This is a genomic window from Shewanella sp. DAU305, assembly GCF_026802235.1.
GTDB lineage: Bacteria > Pseudomonadota > Gammaproteobacteria > Enterobacterales > Shewanellaceae > Shewanella > Shewanella baltica.
On record NZ_CP113808.1, the window covers coordinates 112,762 to 130,914 of the forward strand.

At 47.8% G+C, this 18,153-nt stretch carries 17 protein-coding genes and 1 other RNA gene; 8 read left to right on the forward strand and 10 right to left on the reverse strand.

The features are described 5' to 3' along the window. Window positions 1-454 precede the first annotated feature (454 nt). Window positions 455-1,015, reverse strand: coding sequence for a gluconokinase (locus OX890_RS00445; protein WP_268649910.1), 561 nt, complete (start codon window positions 1,013-1,015; stop codon window positions 455-457). Window positions 1,016-1,100: 85 nt separating this feature from the next. Here OX890_RS00445 and gntU point away from each other — a divergent pair, with 85 nt between their 5' ends. Continuing rightward, complete coding sequence (gene gntU / locus OX890_RS00450) at window positions 1,101-2,444, forward strand: gluconate transporter (protein WP_006083518.1); 1,344 nt, start codon at window positions 1,101-1,103, stop codon at window positions 2,442-2,444. A 60-nt stretch (window positions 2,445-2,504) separates the two neighbouring features. Here the strand turns inward: gntU and gntR are convergent, their stop codons facing one another. The 3 genes from gntR to OX890_RS00465 all read right to left on the reverse strand — a co-directional run bounded on the left by gntR (window position 2,505) and on the right by OX890_RS00465 (window position 6,941). Beyond that, a complete protein-coding gene (gntR, locus tag OX890_RS00455) occupies window positions 2,505-3,503 on the reverse strand; it encodes a gluconate operon transcriptional repressor GntR (RefSeq protein WP_268649911.1) in 999 nt (332 codons plus the stop codon). A 390-nt stretch (window positions 3,504-3,893) separates the two neighbouring features. Next, entirely contained in the window at window positions 3,894-6,314 is a 2,421-nt protein-coding gene (locus OX890_RS00460; RefSeq protein ID WP_107946278.1) for a YgiQ family radical SAM protein, read from the reverse strand. Window positions 6,315-6,530: 216 nt separating this feature from the next. Continuing rightward, window positions 6,531-6,941 (reverse strand): MAPEG family protein, encoded by a 411-nt coding sequence (locus tag OX890_RS00465; RefSeq protein ID WP_063884632.1) that lies wholly within the window; start codon window positions 6,939-6,941, stop codon window positions 6,531-6,533. A gap of 157 nt (window positions 6,942-7,098) precedes the next feature. Between OX890_RS00465 and OX890_RS00470 the strand changes: the two genes are divergently transcribed. Both OX890_RS00470 and OX890_RS00475 read left to right on the forward strand, forming a co-directional pair. Continuing rightward, window positions 7,099-8,319 carry a threonine/serine ThrE exporter family protein gene (locus OX890_RS00470; protein ID WP_268649912.1) on the forward strand — a complete coding sequence of 407 codons (1,221 nt, stop codon included), beginning with the start codon at window positions 7,099-7,101 and terminating at the stop codon, window positions 8,317-8,319. A gap of 191 nt (window positions 8,320-8,510) precedes the next feature. Next, a complete protein-coding gene (locus OX890_RS00475; protein ID WP_268649913.1) occupies window positions 8,511-10,157 on the forward strand; it encodes a hypothetical protein in 1,647 nt (548 codons plus the stop codon). A 65-nt stretch (window positions 10,158-10,222) separates the two neighbouring features. Here the strand turns inward: OX890_RS00475 and OX890_RS00480 are convergent, their stop codons facing one another. Further along, on the reverse strand, window positions 10,223-10,927 hold the full coding sequence (locus tag OX890_RS00480; protein WP_063884630.1) for a DJ-1/PfpI family protein: 705 nt from the start codon (window positions 10,925-10,927) through the stop codon (window positions 10,223-10,225). 261 nt (window positions 10,928-11,188) lie between these two features. Here OX890_RS00480 and OX890_RS00485 point away from each other — a divergent pair, with 261 nt between their 5' ends. Then, window positions 11,189-11,782, forward strand: coding sequence for a TetR/AcrR family transcriptional regulator (locus OX890_RS00485; RefSeq protein ID WP_268650639.1), 594 nt, complete (start codon window positions 11,189-11,191; stop codon window positions 11,780-11,782). A gap of 38 nt (window positions 11,783-11,820) precedes the next feature. Here the strand turns inward: OX890_RS00485 and OX890_RS00490 are convergent, their stop codons facing one another. The 5 genes from OX890_RS00490 to rsmI form a co-directional block, all read right to left on the reverse strand. Next, a complete protein-coding gene (locus OX890_RS00490; RefSeq protein ID WP_268649914.1) occupies window positions 11,821-12,075 on the reverse strand; it encodes a hypothetical protein in 255 nt (84 codons plus the stop codon). Beyond that, window positions 12,069-12,578, reverse strand: a complete 510-nt coding sequence (locus OX890_RS00495) for a hypothetical protein (protein WP_006083525.1) — start codon at window positions 12,576-12,578, stop codon at window positions 12,069-12,071. The genes OX890_RS00490 and OX890_RS00495 overlap by 7 nt, the downstream gene beginning before the upstream one ends. 9 nt (window positions 12,579-12,587) lie before the next feature. Next, the gene (locus tag OX890_RS00500; RefSeq protein WP_012090475.1) at window positions 12,588-12,911 is read right to left on the reverse strand and encodes a DUF883 C-terminal domain-containing protein; all 324 of its coding nucleotides are present in this window, start codon (window positions 12,909-12,911) and stop codon (window positions 12,588-12,590) included. Window positions 12,912-13,272: 361 nt separating this feature from the next. Further along, an RNA gene (gene rnpB, locus OX890_RS00505) (RNase P RNA component class A) lies at window positions 13,273-13,624 on the reverse strand. Window positions 13,625-13,689: 65 nt separating this feature from the next. Next, a complete protein-coding gene (rsmI, locus tag OX890_RS00510; protein ID WP_268649915.1) occupies window positions 13,690-14,532 on the reverse strand; it encodes a 16S rRNA (cytidine(1402)-2'-O)-methyltransferase in 843 nt (280 codons plus the stop codon). 88 nt (window positions 14,533-14,620) lie between these two features. Here rsmI and OX890_RS00515 point away from each other — a divergent pair, with 88 nt between their 5' ends. The 4 genes from OX890_RS00515 (at window position 14,621) to dolP (ending at window position 18,114) form a co-directional block, all read left to right on the forward strand. Beyond that, window positions 14,621-16,525 (forward strand): penicillin-binding protein activator, encoded by a 1,905-nt coding sequence (locus OX890_RS00515; RefSeq protein ID WP_126493065.1) that lies wholly within the window; start codon window positions 14,621-14,623, stop codon window positions 16,523-16,525. After that, entirely contained in the window at window positions 16,522-16,848 is a 327-nt protein-coding gene (locus OX890_RS00520; protein ID WP_006084496.1) for a YraN family protein, read from the forward strand. The genes OX890_RS00515 and OX890_RS00520 overlap by 4 nt, the downstream gene beginning before the upstream one ends. Before the next feature lie 109 nt (window positions 16,849-16,957). Beyond that, window positions 16,958-17,551 (forward strand): phosphoheptose isomerase, encoded by a 594-nt coding sequence (locus OX890_RS00525; protein ID WP_006083530.1) that lies wholly within the window; start codon window positions 16,958-16,960, stop codon window positions 17,549-17,551. Beyond that, window positions 17,548-18,114 carry a division/outer membrane stress-associated lipid-binding lipoprotein gene (gene dolP / locus OX890_RS00530; RefSeq protein ID WP_006083531.1) on the forward strand — a complete coding sequence of 189 codons (567 nt, stop codon included), beginning with the start codon at window positions 17,548-17,550 and terminating at the stop codon, window positions 18,112-18,114. The genes OX890_RS00525 and dolP overlap by 4 nt, the downstream gene beginning before the upstream one ends. Window positions 18,115-18,153 lie beyond the last annotated feature (39 nt).

Consider the following 18,153-nt stretch of genomic DNA (forward strand, 5'->3'; position numbering starts at 1 on the left):
AAGGGAATTTAACCAAGGTTGCTAAAGCGCTTATTCGACTTTGGCATTCCTTGGTCGCATGTGGCAGAACTGTTTTAAGTAACAGTCTTCAGTGGCTGTTTTAGCCACATGTTGAATTAACCATGTTTTGCAGGACAGGCAGCTCGCGTCATCGCTCATATGCGTGAGCTTATTTGAGGCTGAGGTGCGGCGCACGTTTCGTCTACAAACGCTCGCCGTAACACTCATTGGATGGTACCGCAGGCTTACCATTATCTCTACGCCACTCCAAGTCAGTTTCTGGAGTGGTTTTTTTTCAATGTCGAGCGGCTAGCTCCAGATTTGCTTCGACCTTCAGCGTCACTTATTAATGCCGACGACTGTCGTTCAGCTCCCCCTTCGCTTTAAAGGCTAATCTGCAACATCATGATAAAGCAGCCAAGCCGCGCGTTAAGCTCCAATGACCAACTTATGCTTATGCTTCGCCATTTATCGCCTGAATACAGCGCTGTACCACCTCTTCGAAAGTGCCATCTATGCTAACTTGGATAACGTCAGCTTCATCGGTCGCGGGCATCTCCAGCGTATCGAACTGACTCTTAAGTAGCTCAATCGGCATGAAGTGGGCTTTTCTGGCAAACATGCGTTCTTTGACTAATTCAAAATCACCATATAGATGAATAAACACCAGCTTACTGTTGTTCTGACGGATTAAGTCACGATACTGACGACGCAGCGCAGAGCAGATAATCACCCCCTGTTCACCTTTTTGTTCAATGCTATACACAGCATCGTTGATGCGCTCAAGCCAAGGAGCGCGATCGCTATCGTTAAGCGGTGAGCCAGATTTCATCTTGATAATATTGGCTCTAGGATGCAGGTCATCACCATCGATAAATTTAGTTTCTAACGCCTTTGCGACCGCAGCACCAATCGAAGATTTGCCACAACTAGAGACGCCCATGAACACATAGCTATTGCCTTTTTTTCTCTCAGTCACTTTGTTAACCTCATGCCAATTCTCGAATTTAGTCACTTCCCACTCTACCATATTACGGGTAACATGTTACCGGTAACCTACAAAAATGTGGACAACTTAACTAACAAGGAAAAGTCCTCTTATGTCTGATATGTCATTGATTCTGACAGCGCTGGGTTCAATTGCCCTGCTACTGTTCTTAGTGATGAAAGTGAGATTACATGCAGTGGTATCACTGATACTGGTGTCGATCATTGCCGGTCTTTTCTCTGGCATGAACCCAGCCGATATTACCAATACTATTCAACAAGGTATGGGGGGAACACTAGGCTTTGTGGCGGTGGTGGTCGCTTTGGGGGCGATGTTTGGTCGCGTCATGGAAGAGACTGGTGCACTAGATCAGATAGCCCATACACTGCTGAATAAATTTGGTAACGACAAAGCCCACTGGGCGATGACCTTTACTGGCTTTATCTGTGCGCTACCCCTCTTCTTCGACGTTGCTGTGGTACTGCTGATTGGCATCGCCTTTGCCGTAGTTCGTAAAGGGGGCGGCAGCGTCGTTAAAATTGGTATTTCGTTGCTCGCGGGTATTGCCACCTGTCAGGCGTTTCTTATCCCTGCACCTGGGCCAATTTTAGTTGCTTCACAGCTCAATGCCGACTTTGGCTACATGATAGTCTTCGGCCTGCTGGCATCGATTCCTGCGATGATTCTTGGCGGCCCACTCTTTGCCAGTCTCATCTCGCAAAAAGTCCATGTTGAGCTGCCAGCCCACGAGCAGCAAGAAAAAGGTGAACGAGAAGGTGGACCTATCCCCTCATTCGCGCTATCAATCAGTATTGTGATTTTTCCACTGCTGCTTATCGGTTTGAAGACGGTGGTGTCGCGCTTTATTGATGAAAAATCCGATCTGCATAATTGGCTCGCCTTGATAGGTCATCCTTTCACCGCCATTTTGCTGGCCTGTTTAATCGCATTCTATGTGCTGGGCGTGAGACGTAACATTCCCAATGATCGCATCATGGAAATCTGCAGCAGTGCGCTCCAACCTGCGGGGGTTATTATTCTCGTCACCGGTGCTGGCGGCGTGTTCAAGCAAGTGCTGATTGATTCGGGTGTCGGCGATGCGTTAGGGAATATGCTGGCAGGTTCGGGATTACCGATTGTGATACTGGCATTTATTTTGTCGGCTTCGGTGCGCGTGATCCAAGGGTCGGCAACCGTGGCTATGTTAACGGCTTGCGGCCTTATCATCCCGATACTTGAACCACTAAACTTAGATGGTGCTCAATTGGCGGCGATTACGATTGCCATTGGCGGTGGTTCGATTGTGCTCTCGCACGTTAATGACTCAGGCTTCTGGCTCGCTAACCGTTTTCTTGGATTGTCAGAAAAACAAACGCTGCAAACGTGGACGGTAATGGAAACCATTATTGGCACGACGGGCGGCATAGTTGCAGTCATCATCTCAGCGTTTCTCTAACGCTAGCCAGAGATCAAAAACATTAGGCATTAGCCGTTAAGCGAAAGATCGAGGGGAAGTCTACAATGTTTCCCCTAGATCAATACGATAGCCCAGATCGATAACAGATTCGGCTATCTCTTTGCCATTTAATCGGTCTAATAACTCAGTGGCAGCAATTCGACCGATCTCCTTTCTCGGGGTAATAATGCTCGCCAATTTTGGCGTCATGGATTGCCCTATATCATGGCCATGAAACCCTGCAACGCCTATTTGTTCTGGGATCTTAATGCCTTGTCTTTGACACTCAAATATCACCCCCGCCGCTAGATCATCGTTAGTGCAGAAAAAGCTATCCACATAGGGATATTTCGCTAAGGTTTGTTGCAATAACGACGCCCCCAAGGAAAACGATGAAGCCTCATTGGTGGTCATCGTCAAAGGTGTGAGCTTGGCTTCCTGCATCGCTAACTCGTAGCCTCGCATCTTAAGCTGAGTGCGAATGTCCATGCGCGCGCCTAGATAAGCAATGTGGCGATAGCCCTGTGCAATCATGGCTTTAACCATTTCGTATGCGGCAGCTGTGTTATCGAACCCCACACACTGTTGAATTGAAGGCGACACACTATCCATCATTTCAATGACCGGAATGCCCGCCGTTTCAATCATTCGCACGGTACGCGGCGTGTGGTAACTTTCGGATAAAAGTAAGCCATCAATATTGTAAGAAAGCAGTGATGCCACCCGCTCCTCTTCTAATTCTGCCTGATATCCGTAGTGAGCCAGCATGGTTTGATAACCGCGTTTACCGGTCACATTCTCGATACCGCGCAGCACTTCGGCAAACACTTGGTTGGTTAACGACGGCACTAATACGCCAATGGCGCGACTGGTTGCTTGCGCCAAAATTTCCGGCGCACGATTAGGTATATAACCTAATGTTTCTAATGCGATCGCAATCTTTTCTTGAGTGCTTTGTGCCACCCTTGTTGGATTTTTTAAATAGCGGCTCACCGTCATTTTGGTGACCCCAACTTGATCGGCAACGTCTTGAAGAGTGGGTCTACGCTTTTTATTCATAGTATCTAATGTTAGTTGACGAACCGCGGATATGGGTGAGATGTATAGCTAAAATATCGAATATAAACAAATAGTAGACATAAGCATCAGACGAGATTTTATAATAGTTCGCCCTGCGATACCAGTTAGGACTCTTTTATCGCGGCGCCGCTCATTGTAAGCATTTATCGGTAAAGATGATGAGGGGCTGATAACAAAAAGCTCAAGTGCTAGCCCGTATATACATTAACTTATTTCAGACTGAGCTAAGGCAAACATACTGGCAAAATTGTGGCGAAATCAAAAAGGATTGTAAAAAAGGAGAGTATTGCGGGATGATAGTGCTAGCTAGGCCGCTCCTAACTTATGTCTGGAGCGGCCTTTGTACATTATTGTGATAGCTAAAAGTGATTACTTAGCCTGTTGGCGACCTTGGGATGGCTTACCTGCTGGTTTACCACCACTTTTTGATGGATTGTTGCCTTTAGCACTACTTTTAGCCTGAGAGCCTCCGGCCTTAAAACCAGACTGCCCGAAGGGCGCTTTTGCTCCCGGACGGCTCGAATGTGCTCCGCTAGGTTTAGAACCCGTTGGCTTAGCGCCATTCGCTGCAGGTTTTCCACCTTTGCTGGCCGGTTTTGATTCCGCACCAACTTGAGCTTGCGCGCCGCCTTTAGCCGTACCTTTAGATTTGCCATCGCCCTTGCGATCATCGAATTGATTACCCGAGAAGCGCGTAAAGGCTTTTTGGCCTTGGTTAGCATCTTTCATCCACTTAGGTCCGCGCTCATTTCGACCTTCTGGCGGCACTAATTGATGTGGGCTATTGCCGATCAAGTCTTCACGCCCCATGGCAGTTAACCCTTCACGGATCAATGGCCAACCCGCAGGATCGTGATAACGCAGCAATGCTTTATGCAAGCGACGTTGACGCCCTTTCTTCGGCACAGAGACCACTTCGCTGGTGTGCTTGACGTTTTTCAGCGAGTTTAACTCGGTATGATAAATCGTGGTCGCATTCGCCATCGGTGACGGATAGAAGTTCTGTACTTGGTCGAGCTTGAACTTACGTTCCTTCAACCACAGCGCTAAGTTCACCATATCTTCGTCGGTCGTGCCCGGATGCGCCGAAATAAAGTAAGGGATCAGGAACTGCTCTTTGCCCGCTTCCTTCGAAAACTTATCGAACAATTCTTTAAACTTATCGTAGGCGCCCATGCCAGGTTTCATCATCTTGCTGAGCGGACCTTCTTCCGTATGCTCAGGGGCGATTTTTAAGTAGCCGCCCACATGGTGCTGCACTAACTCTTTAACGTAAGCCGGATCTTCAATTGCCAAGTCGTAACGCACGCCAGAGGCGATCAATACTTTCTTGATGCCAGGTACCGCACGTGCCGCGCGGTACAGGTCGATAGTGTGTTTATGATCTGTGCCTAAGTGGCCGCAAATCGATGGGAACACACAAGAAAGACGGCGACAGGTTTTTTCGGCCTTTTCGCTAGTACAACCTAAACGATACATGTTGGCGGTTGGGCCGCCTAAATCGGAAATCACTCCAGTAAAGCCTGGCACTTTTTCCTGAATATCTTTGATTTCTTTAACAATCGACTCTTGTGAGCGACTCTGAATGATGCGGCCTTCATGTTCGGTAATCGAACAGAAAGAACAACCACCAAAGCAACCACGCATGATGTTGATAGAAGTCTTGATCATGTCATAGGCAGGGATTTTTTCCTTGCCATAGATAGGATGAGGAATGCGCTGGTAAGGTAAATCGAATACGGCATCCATCTCATCGGTATTAAGCGGCCATGCGGGCGGATTCACCCAAACGGCGCGATCACCATGGGGTTGGAATAACGCACGGGCACAACCTGGATTTTGCTCTTGGTGCAAAATCCGTGAAGCATGGGCATATAAATATTTGTCTTCAGAGACTTTTTCAAACGCGGGCAGCAGCACATAGGTTTTATCCCATGGCTTAGGTTTAGGCGGCTGAACGCTAATTGGCTTAGGGGCTTCGTTATCGAATATCTTTACATCCGACGGGCCAGACAAGTTAGCACAACCCACATCGTCGGCGCCGTAAGGATTCGGCAGCGGCTCTATCTTGTGCAGTTGGTCAATCTTACGCGAGTCCATACCGCGCCATTCGGGTAAAGGCTCTTTACGGATAACCGCAGTGCCGCGCACATCGTGCAGCGAGCTAATCGGTTCGCCGGCAGCTAAGCGGCGTGCCACTTCAACTAAAGGACGCTCGGCGTTGCCGTACATCAGAATGTCGGCCTTGGCATCGAAAATCACACTGCGACGCACTTTGTCCGACCAATAATCGTAATGGGCGATGCGGCGCAAACTGGCTTCAATACCGCCAATGATCACAGGCACATCTTTAAAGGCTTCTTTACAACGCTGGGTGTACACAGTCACAGCGCGATCTGGGCGCTTACCGCCAATATCGCCGGCGGTATAAGCATCGTCAGAACGTAAGCGACGGTCAGCAGTGTAACGGTTGATCATCGAATCCATGTTGCCGGCGGTGACGCCAAAAAACAGGTTTGGACGACCCAATTGCATAAAGGCGTCTTTGCTCGACCAATCGGGCTGGGAAATAATGCCGACTCGGTAACCTTGGGCCTCTAACATACGGCCGATCACTGCCATGCCAAAGCTTGGGTGATCCACATAAGCGTCGCCTGTGACTATGATAATGTCACAGCTATCCCAGCCAAGCTTATCCATCTCCTTGCGGGACATAGGTAAGAAAGGCGCAGTACTGTCGCCTGTAGCCCAATACTTGGGATGACTAAAGAGTGTGGATTCAACTTGCATCGATTATGACCCGAAAACGTAATGTCAAATAAAGGCGTCACTGAAAATAAGTTACACCAATTTAGGGACGCGGAGTATAGCAGGCAACAAGGGATAAGTGCGATTAAAAAAACATCAATCAAGGCGTTTTTCGGGGTATTTGAGCCTGAAGCCTAATACCCCTAAATCCGCTATGGATATGGCTTAGGACGGAATCGACCGCCCAATCCCAAGCGTCTAGAGACCCTTTCCTAATCCTTGGGCAAAATGCAGCAAATTCACCAATGCCAGACTGATGATCACTATCCAAGTGAGCAATACGCCCCAGAAACGTCCAAAATGGTAACCGCCTTGGCCTTGGGTTAAGCCGATAGCATGGAGCAGACGCGCCACTATCCACACAGTTCCAAAGCAGTGGAGATAAAATACGGGTAAGCCACCGGCTTCGGCCACCAGCATGAGAATCAATACGATAGGCGCATTTTCGATCAGGTTTACATGGACGCGATTCGCTAAGGCAAGCGCATTGTTACCGCCATCCCCTAGGCCAATCTTGTGACTTTTTCTGACCTTCACTACGCGATAGGCTAAAGCGACAATTAATAGCCCAGTGAGGCTAGCGTAAAGACCCGTTACCATCAAAGACATATCTATTTCCCCTTATCAAAAAGCTGACTATAGCCCGAGCTGCAAAAATTCAGCAATTTATTTGTATTAAGGTTAAAAGCCGTTAACCTTTTATAGACAAGATAGGTTAATATGCGCGCGTTAATCCCTACAACTTTTTATACAGTGAAGACCCCGATTGGATAACGACGAGTTTATCGAAAAACGCAGATTTATCATCAAGCTAGGCAAGGCATTGCATAAGTTTGGCACACCCGCTTATCGCCTAGAAACCCACTTACAAACCGTTGCGCGCACCTTAGGTATCGAAGGCTACTTCCTTATCTCGCCAACTTCGATGACCTTCGTTTTACAACACGATACAGATCAAGAATATAACCATGCCGCTCGAGTGAAGCCCGGCGAACTCGATTTAGGTTCACTCGCCCGCACCGATGAATTAGTCGATGAATTAACTTCGGGCAAGCGCACTTTGGCCGAGGCCTTAGACCGCTTAGAAGAAATCGCCAACAAACCCAATCCCTATGGCCCAGTGTTAACTTGTTTTTCCTTTGGTACTTCTGCCGCCGCCTTCGCCATGTTAATGGGCACAGGTTGGAACGATGTATTTTGGTCGGGTTTATTAGGCTTATTCGTCTATGGCTTGGTATACCGCGCCGAACGCTCGGCACGCATGGCCGAAGTGCTCGAACCCTTCGCCACCATTCTTTGTGCTATCGCCGCCTGCGGCATAGCGCGCATCGATCCCAACATTAATATCCCGGTGGTGATCCTCTCCTCGATCATTATTTTTATTCCCGGCTTAGCATTAACCTTAGGTCTAGCCGAACTCGCCGCGCGGGATTTGATTTCCGGCACGGCGCGCATCATGGATGCGAGCATGCTGCTGTTTAAGCTGTACTTTGGCGCAGTGCTCGGCATGGCGATTGGTAAAGCCGTGTTTGGCGAAGCGATTCATATCGAGCCAGAAGGCTTGCCACGCTGGGCAATTTGGTCGGCGGTGCCGATTTTATCTATGGCGTTAGTGTTTATCTTCAAGGCACGGATGCAAGATTCACCTTGGGGCGTATTAGCAGGGATAGTGGCGTTTTTCTCGGCCATGCTCGGCGGACATTATTTTGGTGATTCGGTGGGCATTTTCTTTGGCGCTTTGGCTGTCGGGATTTACTCCAACCTCTTCGCCCGCTGGATGAAAGCTCCCGCCTCCATCGCCCTGTTGCAAGGCATAGTCATCTTAGTGCCCGGCAGTAAAACCTATATCGGACTCAATGCCTTAATCTCAGGTGAGACCATGCTCAATCAATCCCATATTGGCTCACAAATCTTTTTAATTTTTATGTCGCTGATCGCAGGATTGATTTTTGCCAACGTCGCTGTCCCGCCAAGGCGAACATTGTAACAATTGTGAATTCGGCTGGAGCCCGCGCCCAGCCGCTACCTCAAGACAATCTTAAGCTAACCTTAAGTAAAATCAGAAACTTATTAAAATGTTTTCTTGACTAACACCCGCTTTCCATGTGTTATTAAATTGTGAATTGCAGAGTGGAATTGTTTTCGCTGCAGTCGTCAATTTCATGGGAGTGGTCTTTTATGCAGAAATTCATTCAGTATGCATGCATCCTACCTTGTTGTGTTGGCAGCCTGATCAGTGCTGCCCAAGCAGAAGACACTAAGCTCACCGATCCCGCAACAAAGGCTCAAGCAACCAAAAAAGTCAGCAAGATTGTCGTAGTTAACAATCCTATTTTTGATGAATCCGATCCCGATGCTTTTTTCATCCACCGCTGGGCGAACGCCCTGCATATCAACACTAAAGAATACGTGGTGCTCGATAAACTGACCTTCGGCGAAAATGATACTGTCACCCAGAAAGATCTCGATGAATCGCAACGGCTATTACGGGCCGTGCCCTATATCCGCGACGCCAAAATTTATGTTGCCGAAAAAGATCCCCTCGCCGATACCGATCCCACGGTTGAATCCGTTGTCGTCGAAACCTGGGATAACTGGTCATTATTACCGACTGCTAGCCTGAGTAGTTCAGGTGGCGACACTCGCTATTCCTTCGGCGTTAAAGAAGATAACTTACTCGGAACAGGTATTCGCACTCGACTCAAGTACCAGTCCAACGAGTCCCGCAATGGCTATAAATTTGCGTTCGAAGCTCCGCTGAGCATTATCGAACACGGCACAGTTGCTGCCGAGTTTTACGACAATAGCGACGGCCAAGCGAAACACGTTTATGTCAGTAAGCCCTTCTATTCACTCGATACCAATACCATGTATTCGGCTGAGTTTTTAGACGATAACCGTATCGATACGATTCGACAAAATGGGCAAGATATAAATGAATTCGAACACACAGTCGACTACCTCAATCTAAAATATGGTTGGTTAATCAATAAAAACAGTGAGCATCTTTCTCGCTTTATTACCGGTGTTACCCAAGACAAACATGAGTTTGCCAATTCAGATCTCTACCCCAATTCGATGCTGCCTCAAGACAGGGACTTTATGTACCCTTGGGTCGCATACGAGTTTATCCAAGATGATTTCCATGTACTGAATAACGTTCACCTGATCACCAACAACGAAGACTTTAACTTAGGCTGGCATCACTATGTGCAACTCGGCATAGAAACCAATGACATAGGCGATAACAATCCTGTCGGCTACCACGTCAATTGGCAAAGTACTGGCGGCTATAAGTTCGACGACCAACTGTGGCTGTTAGAAATGGGCGGCACTAGCACAATAGGTACAACCCAAAAAGACACTTACAAGATCGATGTCCAAGCCGAGTATTTCTATCAAATCAATCCTAAGTGGACAGCCTACGGCAAGGCATGGGCCAGCCTTTCACAGAACACTTATCTGGATCTGACCAAAGGGCTGGGGGATGAAACTGGCGTGCGCGGTTATCCAAACGAATACCAACAAGGGGACAATCAGTGGTTATTGACCGCCGAGATACGTAATTACCCCAACATCAACTTATACCAATTGGCTGAATTGGGCTGGGCCGTCTTTACTGATTTGGGTCAAGCTTCCGGCGGCCAGTTTGCCGAGAATAACGAAGTCAGCGGCCCACTGGGCAGCATAGGTATAGGCGCGCGGATTTATTCCTCTCGCTCCAGCTATGGCAACGTCGCCCATATCGATTTTTCGATTCCTTACACGGGCGGCGAGTCAGTGAACAGTTGGGAATGGCGATTCCTAGTGAAAAGCAGTTTTTAAACCTAAGGTACATAATAATCGTATCAACTATGTACTTTTTAAGACGATCCTTGACGCCTTGTGGCCTAAAATAATCCTGACGCTATCAGCCTAACCTCCTGTTCAACCCTCTGTACCAAAAGCACATCAGCCAATATAGGTGAGCCACAATTAAAGGGCGGTTTAGGATCATATTCAAACAATAACTGCAGTGTTTTAGCCTGTTGTTCACCCTCTATATGGGCAATGAGTGCCAAAGCAAAATCGAGCCCTGCAGTAATACCGCCGCCACTGATCCTATTACGGTCAATCACAATACGTTTATTTTCAAAGGTAATTTGAGGATATTGTGCCAACACTGAAGCATAAGCCCAGTGAGTGGTCGTGCGATAACCATTAAGTAAACCTGTTGCCGCAAGAATCAAGGCACCAGTGCATACAGATGTAATGTATTGCGCTTGCTCCCCCTTGCGTTTTAAGAAGGAAATAACTTGCTCATCCTGTATTTGCGCCAAAGGATTTGCGCTCCCAGGCACTAACAGGATATCTATTGGTGGGCAATGCTCAAAATCGTAATTAGGTTGTAAGTTAACGCCCGCATCACAGGGTAATAGCATGCTGGTTTTCGCAAAAGTGAAGGTTTCAAAAGATGGCACAAAGGCTAAAAACTGTAGTGGCCCATAGGCATCGAGCATCGTCATGCCGGGGTAAAGGAAAATACCCACCCTTAACTTATGTTTTATTGCGTTATTTGTATTATCACGTTGAGCCGCTTCAATATTTTCACTCATCACAGATTCTCCATCGGTAGTAACAATTTCATATTTCAGGTAACACTGTCATTGCAGTTAACCCTATGACCGTCACTATAAAGCCCATTATTCCTAATCATCAGGCACAAACTCGCCCGCATGTTTCAAATGGTACACCTGAGCCTATCTGTTCCACTTAAGCAAAAATCACAACACAAGAGCCATTGAGGCTAAGGTATAATCACACGCCTAAACTGAGTTGAATTTAAAGCGGGATCCAATATGCACACAAAGCACTGCATGCACATAGCGAAAAGCCCGCGGGCTGTGCTCAAGGTTCTCCACGCTTTTAAGGAAATGCTGAAACAGCAAGATTATCGTGATATTGCAGTGGCTGATATTGCCTACAAAGCCGATGTAGGCCGCACGACGTTTTATCGCTACTTCAAGCGTAAGCTGGATATTCTTATTGCACTCCATCAAAATATTTTTGAAGATATCTTCGCAGATCTTCAGTCAGCCGAAGACTGGCTTTCAACTAACACGCCACCCTCATTGGAAAAACTGCTTATTACTTTTAGCCGAAACAGCATGTTTCGCCGTTCCATGTCATTTAGACTTGGTAGCGATCTCGATGCCGCAACGAAACAATTACAAACTAAACTTGTGCAACATATCGAAAATAAATTGGTCAACACCTTCAACACTGACGAATTTATTATCCCAAGCCACACGTTGGCCCACAGCATAGCCGCTCTTTATTTAAGCCAAATTCAACAACTTATTGCCAGCCCTCATCCCTGTCCTACACAACAAGCCAAGTACTTACATCTGCTTACGCGGGGTATCATTTTAGCGGCGTTAACGAAAAGAAACGTATATCTAAACCAATGAAAGTAATCATGGTAAAAGTTACGGCGTTTAAATACTGATCAAACAATTAGCTTGGTCATCCAACGCAGACCGAAGGTACTACGCAGCAGTTTTACAGTGCTGTTGTGGCGCATTTGAAACAGACAACCCAAGCTAAAACTGACAATAAGGCCGGGAGTCGAACCGATGAAAGCACGACCGCTTTGCGCTAGTTGTTGTTTCCTCACCTGCAATAACTCATGCTGCAGCTGACCTTGGTCGGTGAGCACAGTGAGCTTCAATTGCTGTTTTTTCAGTAACTGTTGCACTAGCATTGTTGATCTTCCTGTTGTTTGTGGGCTGATTTTTGAGTAGAAAACAACAGCCGTAACTGCTGCCAAGTCTTTGAGAAACCCGCTTGCGACAGCACATAGCTCAGACTACGCCAACACCATATCAATAACACAAACTGCAATACCACTAACGCGCTCGCGGTAATCAACAACGAGCCGCTCAGTTGAAACAGCAAATAGCCCAGCAACAACAAGATACTGCCCCAGAATAGGGTAATACCCGTCCCAAAACAGACAACCAAAGCCGCAGCAATAATCAAGCTGCGACCCGTTAGCTGCCATTCTGCCGTTGCTATTTTCCCTGCCAAATTTAACTGATTGATATAGGCTTGCTTCACCGAACTGCTCAGTGCCGCTATCTCAGCCAATTGCTCAATGGCCTGATCAACCACTTTATTCTGGGCAGCGGATGTTGGCTGCCCAGTGGATTCAGCATGCTGGACAGGTCTTTGCTCTGGCGCCTCTGACTGTGCACGGTTTTGCATAACCCCACCTTAGCGACGGCGTAACAAAGCCGTCAACACTACACCAGCAGCAAACGCTATCCCGGCTGTAGCCAGAGGATTTTGCGCTGCCAGCTCACGGGTTTTACTGTAAGAGCTTTGCAGTTGCTGTTTGATTTCCTCTTGCTTGTGCGCCATCGTTTCCTGCGAGCTGGCGGCGGTTTTACGCAAAGTATCCTCTGCAACAGCGGCTTTCTCTGCCACAGCGTCAACGGCATGATGCGTCACTTCGCTGGCTTTCGCTGTGGTTGGCGAATTTAACGCGCCATTATCTTTACTGTTAGTTTGTTCTGTTACACTTTTTGAACTGGCCATTAGCAGACTCCTTGATGAACCGAGTGCAATGCAACAAAATGCTGCACTTTGCATATAAACTAATGCAACGGCTAAGCCAATTGATATAAGCAAACAAAAACAAATACTTAGATTTAAATACTTTATATCCACGCCCTCAGTTAACGGTAGATGTTACCTACATAGGGTAATTTTTACCTGCAGCGAAGGATGATAAAGAGAGCGACAGAACAGACAACTAAATAGGATATAGATTGGATACGGACGGGGAATTCAATACTTTGATTTTTAATAATTTAAAAAGTAACGGTCACTTAAAACTGCAACAGTTAAAAAACAAAAAGCCCGTTTGTCATTACGACAAACGGGCTTTTTATTGAATGAGGTGAGTTGGCCGATAAGCCGGGTCCTGTCTTGGACAGTCATTCATCTAGGCCTGCAATCGCTCACAGGCTCAAGCGACCTACCCGGTTCCAACGCGAGCCACGCCATACGGAACCCTATTTGGTCTTGCTCCGGGTGGAGTTTACCTTGCTACGAACTATTGCTAGCCGCACGGTGCGCTCTTACCGCACCCTTTCACCCTTACCGACCTGATAAATCAGGCAGGCGGTCTACTCTCTGTTGCACTTGTCGTCGGTTCACACCGCCCAGGCGTTACCTGGCACCCCGCTCTTTGGAGCCCGGACTTTCCTCCCCGTTCTTACGAACGCGGCGACTGTCTGGCCAACTCGGCGCGGATTATAGCCTAAGCCACCCTGATGCACCACAGATAATCCGCTCGCGGCCGTTTTAGCGCTTATAAATCAGACTCTAGGCCGTATTTATACAAGGCATTCTTTTTAAGTCCATGAATTTGCGCGGCAATTGCAGCGGCTTTCTTCAATGGCAATTCTTCACATAAGAGTTTGAGCGTGTTGATGGCGACTGTGGGAATCGCTTCGTCATCACTCAAATAGTAGCCATGCACCATAAGAACGATTTCACCCTTCTGCTGATTTAGGTCAGTGCTTACTTTAGCGAGCACTTCTGAAACTGGGCCAGATAAAAAGGTTTCGAAGGTTTTCGTCACTTCACGCGCCATCACCACATGGCGATCACCGCCCAGCACTTCGACCATAGTCGTTAAGCTATGCTCGATGCGGTGGGGTGATTCATAAAATATCAGCGTGCGCGGATCTTCTTTCAGTGCCAATAACTTATCGGCGCGGGCTTTTTCTTTTGAGGGCAGAAAACCTTCAAAAGTAAAACGGTCCGATGGCAAACCAGAGGCGCTTAAGGCAGTAATCGCCGCGCAAGGGCCCGGCAAAGGGATCACATTAAACCCAGATTGGCGCACATGTGAGACTAAGTGATAGCCAGGATCAGAAATCAACGGCGTACCCGCATCGGAAATTAAGGCTATCGACAACCCAGCGGCAAGCTGATCCACAATCCACTGGGCACGCGCACGCTCGTTGTGGTCATGCAAAGCCGTAGTTTTAGTGGTAATGCCGAAGTGGCTCAACAACTTACCGCTGTGGCGAGTATCTTCACAGGCGATCAATGAAACCTGATTCAGCACCTCTATTGCCCGTGAGCTCATATCGCCCAAATTACCTATGGGAGTAGGAACTATGTAGAGTGCGACGCTTTGGTCCATATATACCTCTGTAATGACAGTGCCAAGACTTTCGTCAAGCGCGAGAGAAGGTTAAACTAGAGGCCGCATCTTACCAGAGTGAAGCCCAGTGTTAAAAAGCCTGAATACAACTAAGTTCGTTTCCGTGGCCATTTTATCGGTAATCTTGGCGGGTTGTGGTGTTTCATCGCCCAATTCCACTGGAACAACCGCCACATTGGCTACCTCATTAGCATCCGCACCTTTGGCGGCAAATGTCTATTTGGCGCAAGCGGCCAATAGTAAAGATCCGCAGCAGCGCGATACTAATCTGCTGCTAGCAGCCCATGCCTATATTAATGCCAATGACTATGCCGCGGCGCAGAAGCTGCTTAAATCGATACAGCCGAGCTTAACTCAGAGCCCAACATTACTGGCCGAACATAAATACTTAACTGCACGTGTGCTTGAACACACGTCCACCTACAGTGATGCCCTTAAAACCTTAAATTATCCAAGTAATTGGAGCCTGCCAAGCTGGCAGATGACGGCCTATCACCAGTTCAAGGCGCATTTATATCAATTGAATAAACAGCCAATTGAACAAGTACGCGAGTTGAGTTTACTGACAACTTACTTGCCACCCGCCCAAGCCAACGAAGTGAATAACACCATTTGGCAAGTGCTGCAGCCGATGCACGAACAAACTATAAAGACGTTTACCCAAGATGCTAAAAGTCCAGTGTTTGCAGGCTGGTTACAACTGGCTTATATCGCTAAGCATTATGCCGTCGATCCCACCCAGTTAGTGCGCTACTTAGGTGAATGGCAAAAGCAGAACCCTTATCACCCAGCTGCGGCAAAGTTGCCTGCCGATTTAGACAGAGCCCTCAACGCTAAGCCTTTTACACCGAAAAACATTGCCGTGCTGTTGCCGCTGACGGGTCCAAGAGCGAACGCCGCCAATGCGATTCGCCAAGGTATATTAGCCAGCTATATGGCAAAGCAAAACGATCAAGTCGCAGTGAATTTTTACGACACGGCCAACGATGCGGCGAGTGCTTATCAACAGGCACTGACAGCAGGAGCCGAGTTTATTATTGGCCCATTACTACCGACTGAAATCGAACAAATACAAGTGATGAATGCAGCAAATACTGCCACCACTAATGCGCTGGCCAATGCTGCCAACCCAGACAAAACGGCCAATACGGTTGCTGCAGCACCTGCTGCGCCTGTACCACAACTATTTTTAAATCAAGTTGATAAGTTCACACCCGATCCGAATAAGTTCTACTTTGCATTGTCTCCCGCACAAGAGGCGGCCGATGCGGCGGAGCATTTATATCAAGATGGCGTAACTATGCCGTTACTGCTCGCCAGTAACGATGCCCTTGGCAAACGCATGGCCGAAAGCTTTATTCAAGCGTGGAAAAAGAAGAGCGATAACGTCGTCGAAGTCTATTACTACGATGGCGGCGACCAAATGAAAACCACAGTGCAAGATGCCCTTGGCGTGCGTGATAGCCAAGCCCGTATCGCACGCATCAAGGAGCTGCTGGGTAACTCAGTGCAGGCTGACTTCCGCTCACGCCAAGATATTGATGCCATTTATATGATTTCAACGCCGCAGGATCTGACTCTGCTCAAGGCCTTTATCGATGTTAACTTCAGCGTGTTCACTCAACCTGTGCCCTTGTATACCTCAAGCCGCAGCCGAGTTGAGAACGAAAGCACACAAACTGCGCAGGATTTAAATAACCTCACCCTCAGTGATGCCCCTTGGCTGATGCAAAACGGCGAAGAAAACCTAATGGTCAACACACTATTTTCGGGCTGGAATAACAGTCAGAAACGTTTGTTTGTTATGGGTTATGATGCGATGGACTTGATCGGCCGTTTAGCACAAATGCGCTCATTTACGGGTTACCAATTCAATGGCCGCAGCGGCGCTTTATCGGTTAGTCCAGATGGCATAGTAAACCGCCAATTAAGCTGGGGACGTTACCAAAGAGGCAGCTTCCGCCAGCTATGACACTCGGACAGCAGGCAGAAGCGCACGCACAACGTTACCTTGAACAGCAAGGGTTAACTTTTGTCGAACGTAATGTCCGCTATCCGTTTGGGGAAATTGATTTGATCATGCGCCATAAGAGCCATTGGGTATTTGTTGAAGTGAAGTATCGCTCGGCAACCCAATATGGCGGCGCATTACAGGCTTTAAGCGCGGCGCAAATCACGCGGATTCGCAAAGCGGCTAACCATTATTTGCAACTCAATAGACTCGATGTGCCCTGTCGTTTCGATGTCATCGCCATGGAAGCCGATCAAATTCATTGGCTCGTCGATGCCTTTTAAGCGCCAATAGTGCGAGAGTAGCGACACAAATTATTTTTAACGTCTGTGCCTCAACACGCTTGTGGAAATATGGCATGATAGCAACACTTTATCCTGAAAGGATTTATCCATGTTAGAACGCATTAAAGACAGCTTTACTGAATCTATCCAGACAAAAATCGATGCAGCCGAAGCACTGCCAGAATCAATCGCCAAAGCGGCCGAGATGATGGTGCACTGTCTTTTGGGTGGCAATAAAATCCTTGCTTGCGGTAACGGCGGCAGTGCTGGCGATGCACAACATTTCTCAGCCGAACTGCTAAACCGCTACGAGATTGAACGTCCACCCTTACCGGCCATCGCCCTGTCTACTGACACTTCAACCATCACAGCTATCGCCAACGACTATAGCTATGATGAGATTTTCTCAAAACAGATTTTTGCCTTAGGTCAACCGGGCGACATTCTGCTGGCGATCTCCACCAGCGGTAACTCAGGAAACGTGATCAAAGCTATGGAAGCCGCACTAAGCCGTGACATGACTATCGTTGCACTAACAGGTAAAGATGGCGGCGCTATGGCAGGCCTGCTGAGCGTGGGCGATGTGGAAATCCGCGTGCCTTCAAACGTCACCGCACGTATTCAAGAAGTACACTTACTGGTGATCCACTGCCTGTGTGACAACATTGACCGCACACTCTTCCCGCAGGACGAGCAGCAATGAGACACGCTGCCCCGCTGTTAATGGTTTGCTTGCTGCTACAAGGCTGCGCCGGTGCCGTTATGGTGGGCGCAGTGAGTGGCGCTATGATGGCCAACGATGAGCGTACTGTTAAGACACAGATTGATGATACTAATACGGATTTTAGGATCACTAGTGCGCTACTAGAGCAAGAAGATCTTAAAAAACAAACTAATATCACTGGTGTGTCCGTCAATGGCAATGTGCTTATGATAGGCCAAGCCCCTAACTCTACGTTAAGAGATAAAGCCATCAAGGTCGTACAAGATCTTAAGCTAGGCGGCAAGATCCACAATCAGATCCGCATTGGCAACCCAACTTCTTTCACCACACGTAGCAACGACACTTGGATCACCACCAAAGTGAAGGGCCGCATGCTAAACGAGAAAGATTTGGATATGACTCGCATTAAAGTCATCACTGAAAATGGTGAAGTCTTCTTGCTCGGCGTGATCCATCGCTCGCAAGCAGACTTAGCCGTTGATATCGCGCGCAATACAGCAGGCGTGCGTAAAGTGGTAAGAGTATTTGAATATACAGAGTGATTTTACAATTTGAGCCTGTCTGGACATTTGAGCGTAGTG

Bases quoted from the DNA above. Each gene is read 5' to 3' on its own strand.
- gntU (WP_006083518.1), top strand. From the start codon at position 1,101: ATGTCTGATATGTCATTGATTCTGACAGCGCTGGGTTCAATTGCCCTG.
- gntR (WP_268649911.1), bottom strand. From the start codon at position 3,503: ATGAATAAAAAGCGTAGACCCACTCTTCAAGACGTTGCCGATCAAGTT.
- OX890_RS00460 (WP_107946278.1), bottom strand. From the start codon at position 6,314: ATGCAAGTTGAATCCACACTCTTTAGTCATCCCAAGTATTGGGCTACA.
- OX890_RS00465 (WP_063884632.1), bottom strand. From the start codon at position 6,941: ATGTCTTTGATGGTAACGGGTCTTTACGCTAGCCTCACTGGGCTATTA.
- OX890_RS00475 (WP_268649913.1), top strand. From the start codon at position 8,511: ATGCAGAAATTCATTCAGTATGCATGCATCCTACCTTGTTGTGTTGGC.
- OX890_RS00480 (WP_063884630.1), bottom strand. From the start codon at position 10,927: ATGAGTGAAAATATTGAAGCGGCTCAACGTGATAATACAAATAACGCA.
- OX890_RS00485 (WP_268650639.1), top strand. From the start codon at position 11,189: ATGCACATAGCGAAAAGCCCGCGGGCTGTGCTCAAGGTTCTCCACGCT.
- OX890_RS00490 (WP_268649914.1), bottom strand. From the start codon at position 12,075: ATGCTAGTGCAACAGTTACTGAAAAAACAGCAATTGAAGCTCACTGTG.
- OX890_RS00495 (WP_006083525.1), bottom strand. From the start codon at position 12,578: ATGCAAAACCGTGCACAGTCAGAGGCGCCAGAGCAAAGACCTGTCCAG.
- OX890_RS00500 (WP_012090475.1), bottom strand. From the start codon at position 12,911: ATGGCCAGTTCAAAAAGTGTAACAGAACAAACTAACAGTAAAGATAAT.
- rsmI (WP_268649915.1), bottom strand. From the start codon at position 14,532: ATGGACCAAAGCGTCGCACTCTACATAGTTCCTACTCCCATAGGTAAT.
- OX890_RS00520 (WP_006084496.1), top strand. From the start codon at position 16,522: ATGACACTCGGACAGCAGGCAGAAGCGCACGCACAACGTTACCTTGAA.
- OX890_RS00525 (WP_006083530.1), top strand. From the start codon at position 16,958: ATGTTAGAACGCATTAAAGACAGCTTTACTGAATCTATCCAGACAAAA.
- dolP (WP_006083531.1), top strand. From the start codon at position 17,548: ATGAGACACGCTGCCCCGCTGTTAATGGTTTGCTTGCTGCTACAAGGC.